The sequence below is a fragment of the Teichococcus aestuarii genome (assembly GCF_042651065.1).
In the GTDB taxonomy this organism is placed as follows: domain Bacteria; phylum Pseudomonadota; class Alphaproteobacteria; order Acetobacterales; family Acetobacteraceae; genus Pseudoroseomonas; species Pseudoroseomonas aestuarii.
The window spans coordinates 1-19,310 of the sequence record NZ_JBHSCH010000076.1 but is presented as its reverse complement, the minus strand read 5'-3'; the positions used below and the strand labels follow the sequence as shown (position 1 = coordinate 19,310).

The window sequence follows — 19,310 nt, the reverse complement described above, 5'->3', positions numbered from 1 at the left end:
CGGATACTCTCACCACCGCGGGGTGGAGCAGCCCGGTAGCTCGTCAGGCTCATAACCTGAAGGTCACAGGTTCAAATCCTGTCCCCGCATCCAAAACACACAAAAAGCCACCCCAAAAGGGTGGCTTTCTGCGTTCGGTCTTCCCGAGACAAATCCGCAGGCGACAAAGTTCTTTCGCTTGTGCAGCATGCGCGCCATGCCGTCCTTCACCGAAGCCGGGCTGATCGCCCTCGCCGCCGCCGCCCGTGCCGCCAGCCGGGGCGATCCCTTCGCCAATCCGGTGCTGTCGGTCGCCCTGGCCCTGAGCCGGCAGCTGGACGAGGGCCAGGCCTCCCATGCGGATATGGCCGATGCGCTGCGGCAGATCGGCCGCGCCGCTTTCCTCGACCGCGCGCAACGCCTGGCACATGCCGCCGGCGCCGGGCTGGCGGGGGCGGATGCGGCGCTGGCCGGCCTCGCCACCCGCCTCGCTCGCCCCGATCCGGATGACAGCCCGGTGCCGCTGGCCACCTTCCGCGCCGCCTGCGAGCGGCCCCGCGCCGCCGCCGTCTTCACCGCCCACCCGACCTTCAGCCTGCCGCGGGAATCGACGCGGGCGCTGGCCCAGGCGGCGGGCGGCCTGCCGCTGCCCGATCCGCTGCCGCTCCGCCCCACCGCGCCCACCCTCACCGAGGAGTTCGAGCAGGCCGCCGCCGCCATCGCCAATGGCCGCGATGCGCTGGACCGGCTGGCCGCCGCCTTCCTCGGCACCGCCCGCGCCATCTGGCCGGACCGCTGGACACAGCTCAACCCGCGCCCCGTCATCCTGGCCTCCTGGGTGGGCTATGACACGGACGGCCGCACCGATATCGGCTGGCACGACACGCTGCGCCTGCGGCTGCGGATGAAGCGGCTGCAACTGGCCCGCCTCGCCGCCCAGATCGCCGCCCTGCCGGAGGATTGCACCGCCGCCCTGCGCGGCCGGCTGGAGGAGGCGCTGGCGGCGGTCGAGGCCCAGATCGAAGCCTGCCCTCCCACCGGTCCGGTGAAGCCGGAAGCGGCGCAGGCCTTCGCCCAGGCTCTCGTCGGGCAGCGGGAGGCCGCCCTCACCACGCCGCAGCCGCTGGTCGAGCTTTTCCCTGCCGCCATCGCCGCCGCGCCGGAGGAGCAGGCACGGCTTGCCCTCTGCGTCGCCCGGGCCGGGCTGGTGGCGCATGGGCTCTCCCTGGCACACACCCATGTGCGGCTGAACGCCGCCCAGCTGCACAACGCCGCGCGGCTGCGCTTCCCGCATCTCGGCAGCGGCCCGGAGGACCCGGCGCGCCGCCGCGCCCTCTTCGCCGCCATCAACACGGCGCTGGAGGAGGTCTCGGCCGAGCCGGTCGACATGGGCGGGCTGATGGCCGAGCAGGCCTCCGCCGCGCGGCTGATGATGACCGTGGCGCAGATCGCCAAGCATATCGACGCCAGCCAGCCCGTCCGCTTCCTCGTGGCCGAGACGGAGAGCGGCTACACCCTGCTCGCCGCCCTGCTGCTGGCGCGCCTTGCCGGCGTCGAGGACCATGTGGAGATCTCCCCCCTCTTCGAGACCGCCGAGGCGCTGGAGCGGCGCGGCGAGCGGGTGGTGGAGGAGGCGCTGCGCAGCCCGCACTGGCGGGCGCATCTGCGCCGGGTGGGGCGGCTCTGCCTGCAATTCGGCTACTCCGATTCCGGCCGCTATGTCGGCCAGGTCGCCGCCACCCACCTGATCGAGCGGCTGAAGCTGCGGGTGGTGGAACTGCTGGCGCGGCATGGGCTGCAGTCGCTGGAGGTCGTGCTGTTCGACACCCATGGCGAGGGCCTCGGCCGCGGTGGCCACCCCGACGGGCTGGCGGCGCGCTTCGACTACCTCGACCCGCCTGCCGTGCGCGCCGCCTTCGCCGCCCGTGGCATCCCGACGCGGGTGGAGACCTCCTTCCAGGGCGGCGACGGCTACCTGCTCTTCGGCACCCCCTCCCTGGCGCACGCCGCCGTGGCGCGCATCGCCGAGCACGCCTTCGCGCCGCTCCCCGGGGGCGAGCCGGACCCGGTCTATGCCGAGGGCGGCTTCGCCACCGACCTGTTCGCCGGGGCGCGGGCCGCCTTCAACGGGCTGGTCGAGGATCCGGGCTATGCCGCGTTGCTCGGCGCCTTCGGCCCGGCGCTGCTGGACCGCACCGGCAGCCGCCCCGCCAACCGGCAGAGCGACACGGGCGGCCCCGCCACCATCCGCCATCCGCGCGAGCTGCGCGCCATCCCGAACAACGCCGTCCTGCAGCAGCTCGGCTTTCCGGCCAATTTGATGCACGGCCTCGGCCATGGCGCGGTGCAGGAGACGGAGGCCTTCGCCGACCTGCTGCGCCGCAGCCCGCGCTTCGCCAACGCCCTGGCCTTCGCCCGCGCCGGCCTCGCCCTCTCGGATGCCGATGTGCTGCTGGGCTATGTGGCAAGCCTCGACCCCGCCACCTGGCTGGCCCGCGCCGCGCAGACCCGCCGCCCCGGCCGCGCCGCCGCCCTGCTGGCCGTGGCCACCGCCCTGGAGGAGCTGCGCCTGGGCGACCCCGCCCGCGCCGTGTTCCGCCGCCTGAAGGCGGACGACCTCGCCCTCCGCGCCGCCTGGCCGTCCGACCTGCCGATCCCGCCGGGGGCCATCGGCGGCGGCCCTGGCGTGCCGCGCATGAGCGACCGGCTCTTTGCCCTGCACGCGCTGCGCCTCTGCCTGATCCACCGCATCTGGCTGCTGGCGGTGGAGGTGCCGGATTTCTCGCCCCGCCACGGCCTCACGCGGGAAGGGCTGGTGCAGCGCCTGCTGCGGCTGGACGTGGAGGGCGCGGTCGCGCTGCTCGACCAGGTCTTCCCCATCGCCGACCCGCCCGGCGCCGAGCTGGACTTCGCCGAGCCGCCGGCGCCCCGGCATGGCGGCTATGGCCGCGAGCAGGAGGAGATCATCCGCCCGCTGCGCGAGCTGTTCGGCCTGGTGCGGGAGGTGAGCGCGGTGGTCTCGCTGGAATGCGGCGCCTTCGGCTGAGGCTGGCCCGCCCGGGCGGGACGGGCCTATCCTCCCCCCGCCGCCCTTCCGGGCGGAGGGAGACGAACGCATGGACGTGAACGGCACGCTGATCGCGCTGGTGGTGCTGGTGCTGCTGGCGGTTCTCACCGCCTTCAAAGGCATCCGCACCGTGCCGCAGGGCGAGGCCTGGACGGTGGAGCGCTTCGGCGCCTTCACCCGCGTCCTGCCGCCCGGGCTGAACCTGATCATCCCCTATATCGACGTCATCGGCCGCCGCATGAACGTGCAGGAGACGGTGCTCGACATCCCCGAGCAGGCCGTCATCACGCGGGACAACGCCAACGTCTCGGTCGATGGCGTCGTCTATTACCGCGTGATGGACCCGGAGAAGGCCGCCTACCAGGTGCAGAACCTGACCCAGGCGCTCACCGCCCTGGCCATGACCAACATCCGCGCCATCATCGGCGAGATGGACCTCGATGCCGCGCTCTCCTCGCGCGACAAGATCAACACCCACCTGCTCGGCGTGCTGGACGGCGCCACCGACCCCTGGGGCGCCAAGGTGACGCGCGTCGAGATCCGCAAGATCGAGCCGCCGGCCAACCTCGTCATCGCCATGAACACGCAGATGATCGCCGAGCGGGAGCGCCGCGCCACGGTGATGCGGGCGCAGGGCGAGCGGGAGGCGGCCATCGCCCGCGCCCAGGGCGAGAAGGAAGCCCAGGTGCTGGAGGCGGAAGGCCGGCTGGAGGCCGCGCGCCGCGATGCCGAGGCGCGCGAGCGGCTGGCCGAGGCCGAGGCCGCCGCCACCCGCTCCGTCGCCGCCGCGGCGCGCGAGGGCGGCGAGGCGGCGCTGAACTACTTCATCGCCGAGCGCTACATCGCCGCCTTCGGCCAGCTCGCCGGCAACCCGGCCTCGAAGCTGGTGGTGGTGCCGATGGAGGCTTCCGGGCTGGCGGGCGGCATCGCCGGCGCGGTGGAGATGTTCCGCAACGCCACCCTGCCGCCCATGGCCGGCCCGGCGGCGCCCGGCCCAACGCCAGGGGGTGCCTCTCGCCGTGGCCCGGTGCCGGAAACCCGGCCCGGCCCCTGGACCGATCCGGGCGCCGCCCCGTGAGCCTGCCCTGGTCGGTCTGGGTGGTGGCCGGGCTGCTGATGATGGCGGCCGAGATGCTGCTGCCCGGCGCCTTCCTGATCTGGGTGGGGGCGGCGGCGCTGGGCACCGGGCTGCTGGTGCTGCTGCTGGACCCTTCCCTGCCGGTGGCGCTGCTGGCCTTCGTGCTGCTGCTGGGGCTGGGCATCGGCCTGTCGCTGGCCTGGCTGCGGCCGCGCGCCGCCGCCCGGCGCAGCACGGTGAACGCCCCCGGCTCCGGGCTGGTCGGCCGCGCCGGGGTGATGCTCGCCGCCGACCGGGTGCGGGTGGGGGATTCCGACTGGCCCGCCCGCCCGCTGGAGGGCGCCGCCCCCGGCAGCACGGTGCGGGTGGTGGCGGTGGAGGGCCTCACCCTGCTGGTGCGGCCGGAGGGTTAGGCGCCGCCCGCCCGCAGCGCCGCCAGTACCCGCTCCGGCGTCGCCGGCAGGTCGAGCCGCGCGCCGCCCACGGCGTCGCGCAGGGCGTTCCACACGCAGGTGGCCAGCAGCAGCGGCGGCTCGCCCACCGCCTTGCTGCGGAAGATGGTGTTGGCCCGCGCCGGCGCGTCCTCCAGCAGGCGCAGGTTGAATTCGGCCGGCATCTCGCGCGAGCCGGGGATCTTGTAGGTGGAGGGGCCGAGGGTGCGCAGCCGCCCGTCCGCGTCCCACCACAACTCCTCGCAGGTCAGCCAGCCCTGGCCCTGGAGGAAGGCGCCCTCGATCTGGCCGCGGTCGATCGCCGGGTTCAGGCTGCGGCCGCAATCCTGCACCAGGTCGGCGCGCAGCACGCGGTATTCGCCGGTGAGGGTGTCCACCAGCACCTCAGCCAGGGCGGCGCCGTAGGAGAAGTAGAAGAAGGGGTGGCCGCGCATCGCCACCGGATCCCAGTGGATGTCGGGCGTCCTGTAGAACCCCGTGGCGGAGAGGCTGACGCGCTGCGCCCAGCAGAGCCGCGCCAGCTCGCCAAAACGCATGCGGTGGTTGCCGGCCGAGACGTGGCCATCGGCGAAGATCACCTCCTCCTCCGGCACGCCCCAGGCCGTGGCGGCGATGCCGGCCATGCGCGCGCGGATGGCGCCGGCGGCGGCGTGCGCCGCCCAGCCATTCAGGTCGGAGCCGGTGGAGGCGGCGGTGGGGGCGGTGTTGGGCACCTCGGCGGTGGAGGTGGCGGTGATGCGGATGCGCTCCACCTCCACACCGAACACCTCCGCCACCACCTGGGCGATCTTGATGAACAGCCCCTGTCCCATCTCGGTGCCGCCATGGTTCAGGCGGATCGAGCCATCGGTGTAGACATGCACCAGCGCGCCGGCCTGGTTCATCGCCATGATGCCGAAGGAGATGCCGAAGGCCAGCGCGAAGCCACCCAGGCCCCGGCGCAGGGTGGGGTGGGCGGCGTTGAAGGCCTCCGCCTCTGCGCGGCGGCGCTCCCAATCGGCGCCCTGCTTCGCCTCGGCCCAGACGCGGCGGATCAGGTCGCCTTCCAGCCTCTGGCCATAGGGTGTTTCCGTCCCGTTCGGCCCACCGGCGAAGTTCCGCTCGCGCAACTCGTCCACCGGGCGCCCCGTGGCGCGGGCCATGCTGAAAAAAACATCCTCCATCAGCAGCGCCCCCTGCGGGCCGCCGAAGCCGCGGAAGGCGGTGTTGCTCACCGTGTTGGTCTTGCAGGCGAGGCCCGTCACGCGCAGCGCCGGCACGTCATAGGCATTCAGCGCGTGGGTCACGGCGCGGAAGATGACGCCGGCCGAGAGGTCCAGGCTGTGCCCGCCATCGGCGGCCAGCGTCGCGTCCAGTGCCAGCAGGCGGCCTTCCGCGTCGCAGCCGGCGCGCCAGCGGAAGAGGAAGGGGTGGCGCTTGCCGGTGGCCGTCATGTCGGCGCGGCGGGAGAGGCGCAGCTTCACCGGCCGGCCCGTGGCGCGCGCCGCCAGCGCGGCGGCGGCGGCGATCCAGGAGGCGTTGCTCTCCTTGCCGCCGAAGCCGCCGCCCATGCGCCGGCACTGCACGGTGACGCGGTTGTAGTCGCAGCCCAGCACGCGGGAGGCGATGTGCTGCACCTCCGTCGGGTGCTGGGTGGAGGCGTGCAGGGTGATGTCCCCATCCTCGCCCGGCACGGCGAGGGTGATCTGCCCCTCCAGATAGAAATGCTCCTGCCCGCCGCAGCGGAATTCCCCGGCCAGCTTCACCGGCGCCGCGTCCAGTGCCGCCTGCCAGCCGCCGCGTTCGATCACCTGGGGCGGCATCAGCAGCGCACCGGTCTCCAGCGCGGCCTCGATGGAGAGGATGGGCGGCAGCGGCGCAATCTCCGGCCGCAGCGCGGCGGCGCCGGCCAGGGCGGCATCCCGCGTGGCGGCCACCACCAGGGCGAGCGGCTGCCCCCAATGCTCCACCAGCCCCTCGGCGAAGAGTTTTTCCAGTGCCTTGCCGCTGGGGGAGATGTCGTTGCGGCCGGGCACCTCCGCCGGCCCCAGCACCGCCACCACGCCGGGCACGGCCCGCGCCGGGGCGAGGTCGAGCGGCGCCAGCCTGCCATGCGCCACGGGCGAGAGGGCCAGCGCCGCGTGCAGCGTGCCGGGCGGCTCGGGCAGGTCGTCGGTGAAGCGGGCGGCGCCGGTGGCGTGCTGCAGGGCGCTGTCCTGCCGCAGCGCGGCGCCCATGCCGGTGCGCGTCACGGGAATGGGCGGGGCGTCGGTCATGCCTGCACCTCCAGCGCCAGGTCGGGGCGGGCGATGCGCCAGTGGAGGCGGCGCAGCAGGCCCTGGGCGCCGCGCAGCCGGTACTCCGCGCCGGCCCGCCAGTCGGAGAGCGGGGCGAAATCCTCCGCCAGCGCCTGCGCCGCGCGGGCAAAGGCCTCCTCCGTCACGGGCTGGCCGGCGAGCGCCGCCTCGGCGCGCGGGGCGCGGGCCACGGTGGCGGCCATGCCGCCGAAGGCCAGCCGCGCCTCCGCCACCACGCCCCCCTCCAGCCGCAGCAGGAAGCCGGCGGCGACGGCGGAAATGTCCTGGTCGTGCCGCTTGGAGAGCTTCTCGCAGGCCAGGAAGGTGCCGTCCGGTGGGCGCGGAATCTCGACCCGCAGGATGATCTCGTCCGCCGCCAGGGCCGTCCGCCGGTAGCCGGTGATGAACTCGGCCAGATCCAGCACGCGCTCCCCCGCCCGGGCCGAGCTCAGCACCACCCGTGCCCCCAGCGCCAGCAGCGGCGGCAGCGTGTCGCCGATCGGCGAGGCGGTACCGAGATTGCCGCCCAGCGTGCCGAAGCCACGGATCTGCCGCGAGCCGAGGCGGCGCAGATGCGCGGCGAAGGGCGCCATCTCCGGCGCCCGCGCCAGCAGGTCCAGCAGGCGGGCATAGGGCAGGGCCGCGCCCACGGTGAGCAGCCCCGGCGCCAGGGCGGCGGCCTGAAGCTCCGGCACGGCGCCGAGGGAGAGGATGCGCGCCGGCCGCTCCCGGTGCTCGGAAACGCGCAGGCCGAGGTCGGTGCCGCCGGCCAAAAGCCATGCCTCGGGGTGGGCGGCGCGCAGGGCCAGCGCCGCCTCCAGCGTGGCGGGGGCGTGGAAGACCTGCCCGGGCACGGCGAATTCGCTGCCGCCCTCCGGCGCGGGTGCCGGGGCGGCGGGCGCGCCGTCATCCTCCAGCGCGGCGAAGACGCCGAGGATCGGGCGGTAGCCGGTGCAGCGGCAGAGATTGCCCGCCAGCGCCTCATGCGCCGCGCCGCCGCACCGGGCATGCGCCCAGGCGGACATGACGATGCCGGGCGTGCAGAAGCCGCATTGCGTGGCATCGCCCTCGGCCATGGCGCGCTGCACCGGGTGCGGCGCGCCATCCGCCGCCACCAACCCCTCCACCGTGCGGAGCGCCCGGCCATGCATCTGCCCGAGCAGCGCCAGGCAGGCATTGACCGGCACGCGGGCACCATCCGCTGCCTCGATGACCACGGTGCAGGCGCCGCAATCGCCCTCGGCGCAGCCCTCCTTGCTGCCGGTGAGGCCCGCCCCCAGCGGCGCGGGGCCGCGCAGCCAGTCGAGCAGGGTCATGCCGGGGGGCGTGTCCGCCGGCAGGGTGCGGGGCTGGCCGTTCAGGGTGAGGGCGATGCGGCTGCTCATGCCGGCCATCGAAGCAAATCCCGCGCCGCGGCGCCACGCGGCTTTCCGGCGCCGGCTTGATCCAGCGCAAGGCGGGCGCGGCGCCGGCAGACTAATCCAGCGGCATGTCGCCCGAAACCGCCGCCCGCTACGCCGCCGCCGCGCTGCCGCGCTACACCTCCTATCCCACCGCGCCGCATTTCCAGCCGCTCGCCGAGCAGGATTACCGCCGCTGGCTGGCCGGCATCGGCGCGGCGGAGGCGCTCTCGCTCTATGTCCACATCCCCTTCTGCGAGAGCCTCTGCTGGTATTGCGGCTGCCACACCAGCGTGACGCGCCAGCCCGCGCGGCTCGCGCGCTACACCGGGGCGCTGCTCGACGAGGCGGCGCTGCTGGCGGCGGCGCTGCCGGCCTATGCGGGGGTCTCGGCGCTGCATCTCGGCGGCGGCACGCCCTCGGCCATCGGCGCCGCGGGGCTGGCGCGGCTGCTGGCAGGGCTGCATGACCGCTTCGCCTTCCGCGACACGGCCGAGCTGGCGGTGGAGCTGGACCCGCGCGTGCTGACGCCGGAGATCGCCGCCGCCCTGGCGGAGGGCGGCATCAACCGCGCCAGCCTCGGCGTGCAGGATATCGACCCCGCCGTGCAGCAGCGCATCGGCCGGGTGCAGAGCAACGAGCAGGTGGCCGGGGCGGTGGCGATGCTGCGCGGCGAGGGCATCGGCGCCATCAACCTCGACCTGATGTACGGCCTGCCGGGCCAGGGCATCGCCCAGGTGGAGGCCAGCGCACGCTTCGCCGTGGAATTGCAGGCGGACCGGGTGGCGGTGTTCGGCTACGCGCATGTGCCCTGGATGAAGCCGGCCCAGCAGGCGATCGACAGCGCCGCCCTGCCCGGCGCCATGGCGCGGCTGGAGCAGGCGGAGGCCGCCGCCGCGGTGCTGGAGGGGGCGGGCTACCTGCGCATCGGCCTCGACCATTTCGCCTGGCCCTCGGACCCGATGGCACGGGCGGCGGCCGCCGGCACGCTGCGCCGCAACTTCCAGGGCTACACGACGGACACGGCGCCGGTGCTGCTCGGCCTCGGCGCCTCGGCCATCGGCCGCGCGCCGGCGGGCTTCGCGCAGAACCTGGCGGGCGAGCGGGACTGGCTGGCGGCGGTGGCGGAGGGGCGGCTGCCGGTGGCGCGCGGCCGCGCCCTCTCGGACGAGGACCGGCTGCGCGGCCGGCTGATCGAGCGGCTGATGTGCGAGCTGGAGCTGGACCTCGCCGCCGTGCCGGAGGCGGTGCTGGCCACCGCCCGCCCGCGCCTCGACGCGCTGCGGGCCGATGGCGTGGTGGCGGAGCGGCGCGGCTGGCTGCTGGTGCGGGAGCGGCGCTTCCTGCGCCATGTGGCGGCGGCGTTCGACGCCTATCTGGGCCAGGGCCCCGGCCGCCACAGCCAGGCGGCCTGAGAGAGGAGGGGGCGCCCCCAGGCGGGCGCGCCCCGGTCCCGTCGCGGCGTTACTTCACCTGCACGTAGCGCAGCGGGAAGTAGTTGTCCGCCGGCTGCACCAGCTCGATGTTGGTGCGCGTGGCCCACACCACCTGCTGCTGGTGCAGCGGGAGGTAGAGGGCCTCGTCGTGGATGATCTTGCTGGCCTGCGTGATCATCGTGTTGCGCTTGGTCTCGTCGGACTCGACCGACATGTCCTGGATCAGCTTGTCCAGCGCGGCGTTAGAGAAGCCGCCATTGTTGAACACGCCGCGCGTGCCGTCGCGCGTGCCGGCCAGGTTGAAGAAGGCGTTGTGCGCGTCGTAGGTCGTCGGCGTCCAGCCCAGCATGTAGAAGCTGGTGTTGTAGTTGGGCGGGTTGATCTCGGCGAAGTAGCGCGCGCGGGTCTGCGCGTTCAGCGTCACCTTGACGCCCACGCGCGCCAGCATGGAGACGACGGCGGTGCAGATCGCCTCGTCGTTCACGTAGCGGTCGTTCGGGCAGTCCATCGTCAGGCTGAAGCCGTTCGGGTAGCCGGCCTCGGCCAGCAGCTTCTTGGCGGCCTCGGGGTCGTACTTGTAGCGGGTGTCGTTGGCTTCCTCGAAGCCGTTGACGCCGGGGCCGAAGATCTGGCCCGTGGGGCGGGACTGGCCGCGCATGACGCGGCTCTTGATCGCCTCGATGTCGATGGCGTGGTAGAAGGCCTGGCGGACGCGCACGTCCTTGAAGGGGTTCTTGCCCTTCACGTCGGACTTCAGCAGCTCGTCGCGCAGCTGGTCCATGCCGAGATAGATGGTGCGCAGCTCCGGCCCCTGCAGGATGCGGGTGTTCGGCGCGCGGCGGATGCGCTCCACGTCCTGCGGCGGCACGGTGTAGAGCATGTCCACCTCGCCCGAGAGCAGGGCGGCCACGCGCGTCGCGTCATTGGCGATGATGTTCAGCTCGACGCGGGTCAGGTTGTGCTGCGGCTTGTCCCACCAGCCGGCATTGGGCTCCAGCACGGTGCGGCGGTCGGGCTCGCGGCTGACCAGCTTGAAGGGCCCGGTGCCCATGGCGTTGCGGGTGGCGAAATTCTCCTCGCGCGAGGTCAGGTCGGCCGGGGTGGTGGCGTTGTTCTTCTCCGCCCACGCCTTCGACATCATCGCCCAGTTGGTGAGGCCCTGGGGCAGGATCGGGTCGGGCATCCGGGTGATGAAGTCGACCGTGTGGTCGTCGATCTTCCGCACCTCGGACACCGAGGCGATGACCGACTGCATGTTGGAGCCCTTCGAGCGCACGCGCTGGACGCTGAACAGCACGTCGTCGGCGGTGAAGGGGGTGCCGTCGGAGAACTTCACGCCCTGGCGCAGGGTGAAGCGCCAGGAGGTCGGGCTGGTCTGCTCCCACTTCTCGGCCAGGGCCGGCTCCAGCTCCAGGTCACGGTCGCGCCGCACCAGGGGCTCGTAGATGTTGGCCATGAAGGAGAGGAGGAAGGTCTCCTGCCGCGTATACGGGTCCATCGAGTTGACGTCGCCGTCATTGGCCCAGCGGAAGGTCTTGGCATCGGCCGGCAGGCCGGCCAGCGCCGTGCCGGCGAGCAGCGCGGTGGCGAGGAGGATACGGCGCATCGGAAGCGGCTCCCTGGAGATTCGTTTGGCCACGGACGTTAAGGCCTTTTCGGCGGCCCGCAATGGGGGAGCGCGGGGAGAGCGCGGGGGTCAGCCGGCGCGCAGGTGCTCCTGCAGCCGCGGCATCAGCTCCACCAGGTTGCAGGGCTTGTGGCGGCTGTCGAGCTGGAAGCGCAGGATGTCGTCCCACCCGTCCTTCACCGCGCCGGAGGAGCCGGGCAGCGCGAACAGGTAGGTGCCCCCCGCCACGCCGCCCAGGGCGCGGGACTGGATGGTGGAGGTGCCGATCTTGGCGTAGCTCAGCATCCGGAACAGCTCGCCGAAGCCGCCGATCTCCTTCTCCAGCACGCGGGCGAAGGCCTCGGGCGTCACGTCGCGGCCGGTGATGCCGGTGCCGCCGGTGGTGATGCCGACATCGACCGCCGGGTCCGCCACCCATTCGCGCAGCACCGCCTCGATGGCGTCCGGCTCGTCGCGCACGATGCGGCGGGAATGCAGGCTGTGCCCGGCTGCCGCCACCCGCTCGGCCAGCAGCGCGCCGGAGCGGTCGGTGGCCAGGTCGCGCGTGTCGGAGACGGTGAGCACGGCGATGGAGACGGGCAGGAAGCGGAGCGATTCGTCGATCGGCATGTGGCGGGCCCTCTCGCGGTCTGGGGCGCGCGGCTCAGGCGGGGGCGACCATCACCCGGTTCCGCCCGGCGCGCTTGGCCGCGTACAGCGCGGCATCCGCTGCCGATATCATCGCCTCGGCCTCCACGCCACCGGCATTGCCGGCGATGCCGGCGCTGAAGGTGACGCTGAAGCTGGCGCTCTCCGTGTCGAAGGAGGCGGCGGCGAAGCGCTCGCGCAGGTGTTCGATGATGCCGTGCGCCTCCGTCGGCGCGGTGCCGATCAGCAGGGCGGCGAACTCCTCGCCGCCATAGCGGCCGATCACGTCGGTGCGGCGCAGCCGCTTCTGCAGGCTGCGCGCCAGGCCGCGGATCACCCGGTCCCCCACCAGATGGCCGTAATTGTCGTTCACCGACTTGAAGTGGTCGAGGTCGAAGATCACCAGGCTCAGCGTGTGGCCGTGGCGGCGGGCGCGCTCCAGCTCCAGCACCAGCCGTTCCTTGAACCGGGCATGGTTGAGCAGGCCGGTCAGGCTGTCGCTCTCCATCACGGCGCGCAGCGAACGGGCGCGCTCGGCGCGCAGCCGCACCAGCGTCACCAGCCGGTCGAGATCGACCGGCTTGGGGATGAAGTCGTCGCCGCCGAGGCGGCGGGCCAGGATCTGCCGCTGCGTGTCCTGCTCGGCCGAGAGGAACAGGATGGGCAGCGAGAGATGCCGCCGCGTCTGCCGGATCACCCGCGCCAGCTCGATGCCGTCGATCCCCGGCATCTGCAGATCCATCAGGATCAGGTCGGGCGCCGCGGCGGCGATCACCTCGATCGCCTGGGCGGGGTCGGAGACGCTGGTCACCTGCATCCCCGCCTGGCGCAGCGCCATGGCATAGGCGGCGGCCAGCAGCTGGTCGTCGTCGACGATGACGATGCTGTAGCGCGTCTCGGCGCGGGCGCCGGCGAAGTGGTCGAGCCAGTCGGCCAGCTCGTTCACCTCCAGCGGCTTGGCCACCAGCGCCTCCACCCCGGCGCGGGCGGCGGCGAGGCGGTTCTCGAAGGAGCTGTCCTCGGCCAGCAGGATCAGCGGGCAGCGGCCGGCGAGGCGACGGCACACCGCCAGCGGGTCCGGCACCGCATCGTCGATCACCGCGGCGGAAAGCCGGCTCTCGGGCAGCATGCCCTCCAGCACCTCGCGCTCCGAGGCGCGCCTCACGCCATAGCCGAGATTGGCGATGACGGCGGAGAGCAGCGCCTGCTCCTCCGGCTCGGCGAAGAGGAAGATGGGCTCGCCATGCTCGGCCTGGCTGGCCTGGCCGAGGGCGTCGCCGGCCTCCTCGGCGCCGGCGGAGCCGGCCGCCCAGGCGGCGGCGACGGCTTCCACCTGGGCGCTGGCCTGGCGCAGCCGGTCGCCGCGCGGCGAGGGGGTGTCGCGCAGGCCGAGCAGCAGCAGCTCGAGCGGTGCCGCGGCCTTGGAGAGGCCGGGGAAGCCGAAGGTGCCGCCCGCCCCGGCCAGCCGGTGGGCCGAGGCCGCCAGCTCGCCCAGCCGGGCGCGGTCCACCGCGTCCCAGGGGCGGCGGGGCTGCAACGCCGCCCAGCCCGCCACCAGCTCGCGCACCCGCTCGCCCAGGCGCTGCACCCCGTCGGCGCGCAGGCGCCGCAGGGCATCGCGCATCTCCGTCTCGGCGCCCGCCAGCTCAGTCATCGCGCTTGGCCCAGATGGTGCGCACCATGGTCGAGAGCGTCATCGGGTCGAAGGGCTTCGAGATGACGTCGAGCGTGCCGAGGGCGCGGTAGCGCGCCACCTCCTGCGGCTGCACCTTGGCGGTCATGAAGATGGCCGGCACGCCGGCGATGGCGGGCAGGGCGCGCAGCCGCTCCAGCGTGGTGGGGCCGTCCATGCCGGGCATCATCACGTCCAGCAGCAGCAGCTGCGGCGCGAAGCCCTCCGCCTTCTCCAGCGCCTGCTCGCCGGATTCGCAGGGCTCGACGGTGAAGCCGCCCACCATCTTCAGCGCGAAGGTGGCCACCTTGCGCACATCGTGGTCATCCTCGACGTAGAGGATGCGTGAGAGCGCCTCGCCGCCCATGCCGCCATGGCTCATGCCAGCGTCTCCGTGTTCTGTCGTGCCTCGGGGTTCTGTCGTGCCTCGGGGCCGGCCTCGGCCCCGGGCGGGCGGGCGGCGTCCATCAGGTGGCGTATGGTGTCGTGCAGCACGCGGTTCTCGGTGCGGCTCTTCACCAGCGTGCCGGCCACCTCGCGCGCCGTGTGCTGGTCGGCGTCGGTGGCGGAGAAGATCAGCACCGGCGGCGGCCGGTCCATGGCGCGGATGTCCTTGATCAGGTCGAGCCCGCTGCCATCCGGCAGGCCGAGGTCGATGATCACCAGGGCGAAGCGCAGCGTGCCGGCGAGCGCCGCGCGCGCCTCCGCCAGGTTGCGCGCCGGCACCAGCTGCGCCTCCTCGCCCATCACGGCGGAGACGACGCGGGTGATGTCCTGGTCGTCCTCCACGTGCAGGATGCGGGCGGGGCCCTCATTGCCCTGCAGGGCGCGGCGCAGCGCGTCGCGCAGCCGGCTCTGGCTGATCGGCTTGTCCAGCCAGTCCACCACCCCCACCGCGTCGCCGTTCAGCTCCCGCCGGCCCTGCGCGGCGGTGGCGGAGATCACCACCACGGGCAGCGCCTTGCCGTCGGGGCGCTGGCGCAGGCGGCGGAACAGCGAGATGCCGTCCACGTCCGGCAGCATCAGGTCGAGCGTCATGGCGTCGAAGGACTGGCGGTCGAGCCAGGCAAAGGCCTCCTCGGCGTTGTGCGCGATCATCCCGTCCCAGCCATGCTCGTCGAGCAGCATCTGCAGCAGCATGGCGACCGAGGGCTCGTCCTCGACGATCAGCACGCGCGGGCGGCGCGCCTCCTGCGCGGGCGGCAGGGGCAGGGCCTCGCGGTCCACCAGCCGGGGCAGGGTGAAGAAGAAGACGGTGCCGCCGCCCTCGGCATCGGTGAAGCCCATGCTGCCGGCGTGGTGCTCGATGATGGCGCGGCTGATGGAGAGGCCGAGGCCGGTGCCGCCCTTCTGCCGCACGTCGCTCGAATCCGCCTGGGCGAAGCGCTGGAAGATGCGGCCGCGGAAGGCCTGCGGGATGCCCGGCCCATGGTCGCGCACCTGGAAGGTCACGTCGCCTGCCTCGACCAGGAGGGAGAGCTCGACCTTGCTGCCGGCGGGGGAGAACTTGGCGGCGTTGGAGAGCAGGTTGGCCAGCACCTGCTGGATGCGCGCGACATCGGCATAGACATCGGCATCGGCCCTGCCGGCATCCTGCCGTTCGAAGCGCACGTTGAACTGGGCGGCGTAGGCGGCGTTGGCGGCCAGAGCCTGATCGAGCAGGGCATGGGCCGAGACCCGCTCGCGCCGGAACTCCAGCCGCCCCGCCTCGATCTTCTCGATGTCGAGGATGTCGTTGACCAGCAGCACCAGCCGCTCGGAGTTCTTGTGCGCGATGTCGAGCAGCTCGCGCACCTCCTCGGGCAGGGCGCCGGCGACGCCGCCGACCACCAGCCCGAGCGAGGCGCGGATCGAGGTGAGCGGGGTGCGCAGCTCGTGGCTGACGGTGGAGACGAACTCGCTCTTCAGCTCGTCCAGCCGGCGCCGCTCCGTCACGTCGCGCAGCACGCAGACGGCGGCGCTGTTGCCGCTCTCGGTGTAGCGGCCGATCGAGAGGTCGGCGGTGAAGACGCTGCCATCGGCGCGGCGGGCCTGCACCTCGCCCGAGCGCGCGCCATAGGAGGGCACCAGCGCCTGGATCGGGCTGCCGATGATCTCGGCCAGCGGCTGGCGGAACTGCCGCGCGGCGGCGGCATTGGCCACCTGCACCCGGCTGCCGGCATCGACCAGCAGGATCGGGTCCCGCGCATGGTCGAGGATGGATTGCAGCTGGCCGCGGCTGTCCCACAGGGCGGCGTTGGCGGCGTCGGCCGCCTGCTTGGCCTCCTCCAGCGCCTGGTAGCGCAGGGCGTTGCCGTGCAGGTAGCGGTAGAAGCCCCAGATCGCCGCCAGGGAGAGCGCGAGCAGCGCGCCGAAGAGCAGGACGAAGACCAGCCGCAGCTGCGCCACCCGCCCGGCGTAGTTCTCGTTGAATCGCTGCAGCTCGGCCCGCTCATGGGCCACCATCACGTCGATGCGGCTGGTCAGGCGGTTGCGCTCGCCGCTGGTCTCGCGCAGCAGCATCGCCAGGTCCATTCCCTCGCCAAGATCGCGCGCCAGGGTCCCGTTGAGCCGGGCGACGAACAGGTCCAGCGCCTCGCCCAGCTCGGCGGCGGCCGCCGCCTGCAGCGGGCTGTCGGCCGCAAGCTCCTTCAGCGTCTCCAGCCGCTCGCTCAGCCGTGCCAGGTTGGACTCGTAGGTGGCGCGCGAGCTGGCGGGATTGCGCGAGAGGATGAGGTTGCGCTCCACCACGATCTCGAACAGCGTGTTGCGCATCTCCAGCAGCCCGGCCACCAGCCGGTGGCTGCCATCCATCGCCTCGCGCTGGGCGCGGCCGTCGCTCAGCACACGGCCCACCACCATGGCGCCCGTCAGCAGCAAGGCCAGGAGCACCACCGAGACGCCGAGCGTGGTGAGGCGGATACGGCGGAGCGGGCTGGCCATGGTGCAATCCGGTGGCAGGCGGAGAGCGGCGGATGCCGCTCCGGCGCGGGATGCGCCCGCTGCACTTCGCACGCGCAGGGGGCGCCGTGCAACTACCGGAAATAGCAGCGATTTTTCAAAAAAATCAGCACAATTCGCGAATTTCTGGACGGGCCGGGCCGCCGGGCGGCGGTCCGGCCCGGGCCATTCACCGGGCGGCCGTGCGCGTCACGCCGCGCAGCGGCGGCTGCTCGGCCAGCTCCAGAGGCGCGCTGCCGAAGCGCGGGAAGTCGCCGCCCGCCAGCGCGTCCAGGCTCGGCGAGGGCAGGCCGAGGCGGCTGGCATAGATCCAGGAATAGGACAGCACGCGCTGCACGAAGACCCGCGTCTCGCCCACCGGGATGGATTCGAGGAACAGGAACGGATCGTCCTGGTGCCGCACGTTCGGCGCCCAGCGGCCGACATTGCCGGGGCCGTTGTTGTAGGCGGCGAGCAGGCGGATCAGGTCGCCATCCACCACCTCGCGCGCCGTCAGGTGGTGCAGGTAGCGCTGCGCCAGCTCCAGCGAGAAGGCCGGGTCGTGCAGCCGGCGCAGGCCGCCGGCGCCGCGCAGGCTGGGGTCGCCCAGGATGTAGGCGGCGGTGGCGGGCATGATCTGCATCAGCCCGCGCGCGCCCACGGGCGAGACCGCCTTCGGGTCGAAGCGGGATTCCTGCAGCGCCAGGCCGTAGAGCAGGGCCGGGTCCACCCGGAAGCCGCTCAGCGGCTCCAGCTGCGGCATGGGGAAGCGGTCGTAGTCGCGCGGGCGGCCGTCATTGGTCTGTGCCAGCGCGGCCACCTGCGCGGCGAGGTCGGTCATGCCCGCCTGGCTGGCCACCGCCAGCATGGCGCGGGAGAGGCCGGAATTGCCCTGCGCCATCGGCCAGAGCCGGCGCAGCTCCTGCTCCGCCCGCTCCCTCTGGCCGATCTGCAGCAGGGCGAGCGCCCGCCAGCCGGCCGCGGTCTCGGCCAGCGCCGCGCCCTCGGCGGCCCCGGCCAGCTCGCGCTCCCAGGCGAAGCCGGGGGCCAGCCCCAGCACGCGCCGCGCCACCAGCCCGTAGAAGGTGCGCGGCTCCTGCGCGGCCTGGAGCATCCAGGGCACGTAGAGCTGCGGCCGGCGGGTGCGGATGGCGGCGCGCGCCGTCCAGAAGGCGGCGGCGGCGCGCAGCGCGGGGGTGGCGCTGTCGGCCCGCGCGGCGGCCTCGAACTGGGCCAGCGCCAGGTCCGGCCGTCCCATGCCCCAGGCCGAGAGGCCGGCGACGAAGGCCGGCTGCGCCGCCTGCGGGAAGCGCCGCGCGGCCTGGGCGGCGAGGCGGTGGGCCTCCTCGTCGCGCCCCTTGTGGAACAGGGCCAGCGCCGCCTCGCTCTGCCCGCGTGCCTCGGCGCTGAGGGCGCGGGCGGCGGGCTCGCGCTCCTCCGGCACCACATCGGTCTCGGCCGCCAGGTACTCGTCGGGCGGGGCGGGGGGCTGCGGCGCGTTGCGCGGCAGGCGGCGGCGCAGCATGGCGTGCACCAGGGCGGCGTCCGGGTGGTCGGAATACTCCGCCAGCCAGGCGTACAGCTCCGGCACCGTGGGCTCCGCCGCGCCCGGCTGGCGCCAGCGGTCGGCCAGCACATGGCCCATCAGCCGCCGGTCCTCCAACCGCTCGGCTTCCCGGGCCGCGCCGACCATGTCGCCTTGCGCCTGCAACCGGTAGATCCGGGTCAGGCGCGCCGCGTCGGACGGGGCCAGGGGATGTGGGAGTCCCGCCACGCCTGTCTCCAGGGTGGGGTGTGGGACACTCAAAGCCCGCTCAAGGGGGGCGGTCTCTCCGGCCCGTTGCGCCATGGCCGGGACCTGAGCCCCGACACACAGCGACGCCGCCCATCCCAGCCCGAGGGCGAGGACAGGTGAACGCAGGGCCATGGTGCAGAACGCTCGCATGGCGGATTGGCGTTAACCGGATGGAAGCGTTCGGGCAACTTCGGAACGCGCGACAAATCCCACGTCAAGAGACGAACTGCGCGATATCAGGAGAAACGACGAAAAAGTTCAATCACAATGACGTCAAACTATCCCTCGGCGGGCGGGTTTTCGCCGTCCAGCGTGCGCCGCAGCAACAGGAGGTCGGCCCAGGCCTCGCGCTTGGCGGCCGGATTCCGCAGCAGATAGGCGGGATGCAGGGTGGGCAGCGCCGGCAGCGTGGCCGATTCGCCCGCCTGCTCCACCGGCATGGCGTGCCAGCGGCCGCGCAGCCGGGTGATGCCCTCCTTGGCCCGCAGCAGCGCCTTGGCCGAGACGCCGCCCAACATCACCACATGGCGCGGCTTCACCAGGGCGATGTGGCGCAGCACGAGCGGCAGGAACTGGGTGATCTCGGCATCGGTCGGCGTGCGGTTGCCCGGCGGGCGCCAGGGCAGGATGTTGGTGATGTAGAAGGCGCGCGCCGGCTCCTCCGCCGCGCGGTCCAGCCCGATGCTGGCCAGCATGCGGTCCAGCAGCTGGCCGGAGACGCCGACGAAGGGGCGGCCGAGCCGGTCCTCGTCGCCGCCCGGCGCCTCGCCGATGAGCATCAGCCCGGACTCCGGGTTGCCGTCGCCGAAGACGAGGTTGGTGGCGGTGTCGCGCAGCGGTGTGGGCACTTCCCGCATCGCCTCGCGCAGCGCCTCCAGGCTGTGCGCGGCGGCGGCCAGGCTGGCGGCGGCCTGCACCGGCGGCGGCGGCGGCGCGCCGGGCAGCTGGGAGGGAGCGGCGGGCTGCGCCCGGCGGCGCGGCG

General features: G+C 73.5%; 13 protein-coding genes and 1 tRNA gene. 5 read left to right on the top strand and 9 right to left on the bottom strand.

Going from position 1 to position 19,310, the window contains the following annotated elements; genetic code table 11:
* Window positions 1-16: 16 nt before the first annotated feature.
* The 4 genes from ACFOY6_RS20735 (at window position 17) to ACFOY6_RS20720 (ending at window position 4,537) form a co-directional block, all read left to right on the top strand.
* A tRNA-Met gene (locus tag ACFOY6_RS20735) sits at window positions 17-93 on the top strand.
* 103 nt (window positions 94-196) lie between these two features.
* Entirely contained in the window at window positions 197-3,025 is a 2,829-nt protein-coding gene (locus tag ACFOY6_RS20730; protein WP_379652130.1) for a phosphoenolpyruvate carboxylase, read from the top strand.
* A gap of 70 nt (window positions 3,026-3,095) precedes the next feature.
* Window positions 3,096-4,124, top strand: coding sequence for an SPFH domain-containing protein (locus ACFOY6_RS20725; RefSeq protein ID WP_379631307.1), 1,029 nt, complete (start codon window positions 3,096-3,098; stop codon window positions 4,122-4,124).
* Complete coding sequence (locus tag ACFOY6_RS20720; protein WP_379652129.1) at window positions 4,121-4,537, top strand: NfeD family protein; 417 nt, start codon at window positions 4,121-4,123, stop codon at window positions 4,535-4,537. The genes ACFOY6_RS20725 and ACFOY6_RS20720 overlap by 4 nt, the downstream gene beginning before the upstream one ends.
* On the opposite strand, the gene xdhB is transcribed toward ACFOY6_RS20720, so the two are convergent.
* A complete protein-coding gene (gene xdhB, locus ACFOY6_RS20715) occupies window positions 4,534-6,831 on the bottom strand; it encodes a xanthine dehydrogenase molybdopterin binding subunit (protein ID WP_379652128.1) in 2,298 nt (765 codons plus the stop codon). The two genes, ACFOY6_RS20720 and xdhB, sit on opposite strands and share 4 nt — an antisense overlap.
* A complete protein-coding gene (locus ACFOY6_RS20710) occupies window positions 6,828-8,246 on the bottom strand; it encodes a xanthine dehydrogenase small subunit (protein WP_379652127.1) in 1,419 nt (472 codons plus the stop codon). The genes xdhB and ACFOY6_RS20710 overlap by 4 nt, the downstream gene beginning before the upstream one ends.
* Before the next feature lie 95 nt (window positions 8,247-8,341).
* On the opposite strand from ACFOY6_RS20710, the gene hemN reads away from it, so the two are divergent.
* On the top strand, window positions 8,342-9,667 hold the full coding sequence (hemN, locus tag ACFOY6_RS20705) for an oxygen-independent coproporphyrinogen III oxidase (protein WP_379631303.1): 1,326 nt from the start codon (window positions 8,342-8,344) through the stop codon (window positions 9,665-9,667).
* 49 nt (window positions 9,668-9,716) lie between these two features.
* Here hemN and ACFOY6_RS20700 read toward each other — a convergent pair whose 3' ends face one another.
* From ACFOY6_RS20700 to ACFOY6_RS20670, 7 genes are all read right to left on the bottom strand, one after another.
* Window positions 9,717-11,294 (bottom strand): ABC transporter substrate-binding protein, encoded by a 1,578-nt coding sequence (locus ACFOY6_RS20700; protein ID WP_379652126.1) that lies wholly within the window; start codon window positions 11,292-11,294, stop codon window positions 9,717-9,719.
* Between the two features lie 90 nt (window positions 11,295-11,384).
* Window positions 11,385-11,924: a molybdenum cofactor biosynthesis protein B gene (gene moaB / locus ACFOY6_RS20695; RefSeq protein ID WP_109518483.1), complete on the bottom strand. Its 540-nt coding sequence runs from the start codon at window positions 11,922-11,924 to the stop codon at window positions 11,385-11,387.
* Window positions 11,925-11,958: 34 nt separating this feature from the next.
* Window positions 11,959-13,596 carry a diguanylate cyclase gene (locus ACFOY6_RS20690; protein WP_379652125.1) on the bottom strand — a complete coding sequence of 546 codons (1,638 nt, stop codon included), beginning with the start codon at window positions 13,594-13,596 and terminating at the stop codon, window positions 11,959-11,961.
* Window positions 13,589-13,996 (bottom strand): response regulator, encoded by a 408-nt coding sequence (locus tag ACFOY6_RS20685; RefSeq protein WP_245906587.1) that lies wholly within the window; start codon window positions 13,994-13,996, stop codon window positions 13,589-13,591. The genes ACFOY6_RS20690 and ACFOY6_RS20685 overlap by 8 nt, the downstream gene beginning before the upstream one ends.
* Window positions 13,993-16,536 carry an ATP-binding response regulator gene (locus tag ACFOY6_RS20680; protein WP_379652124.1) on the bottom strand — a complete coding sequence of 848 codons (2,544 nt, stop codon included), beginning with the start codon at window positions 16,534-16,536 and terminating at the stop codon, window positions 13,993-13,995. The genes ACFOY6_RS20685 and ACFOY6_RS20680 overlap by 4 nt, the downstream gene beginning before the upstream one ends.
* 187 nt (window positions 16,537-16,723) lie before the next feature.
* A complete protein-coding gene (locus ACFOY6_RS20675; protein WP_379652123.1) occupies window positions 16,724-18,307 on the bottom strand; it encodes a lytic transglycosylase domain-containing protein in 1,584 nt (527 codons plus the stop codon).
* A 299-nt stretch (window positions 18,308-18,606) separates the two neighbouring features.
* On the bottom strand, window positions 18,607-19,310 hold a 704-nt coding region (locus ACFOY6_RS20670; RefSeq protein WP_379652122.1), incomplete at its 5' end, for a uracil-DNA glycosylase.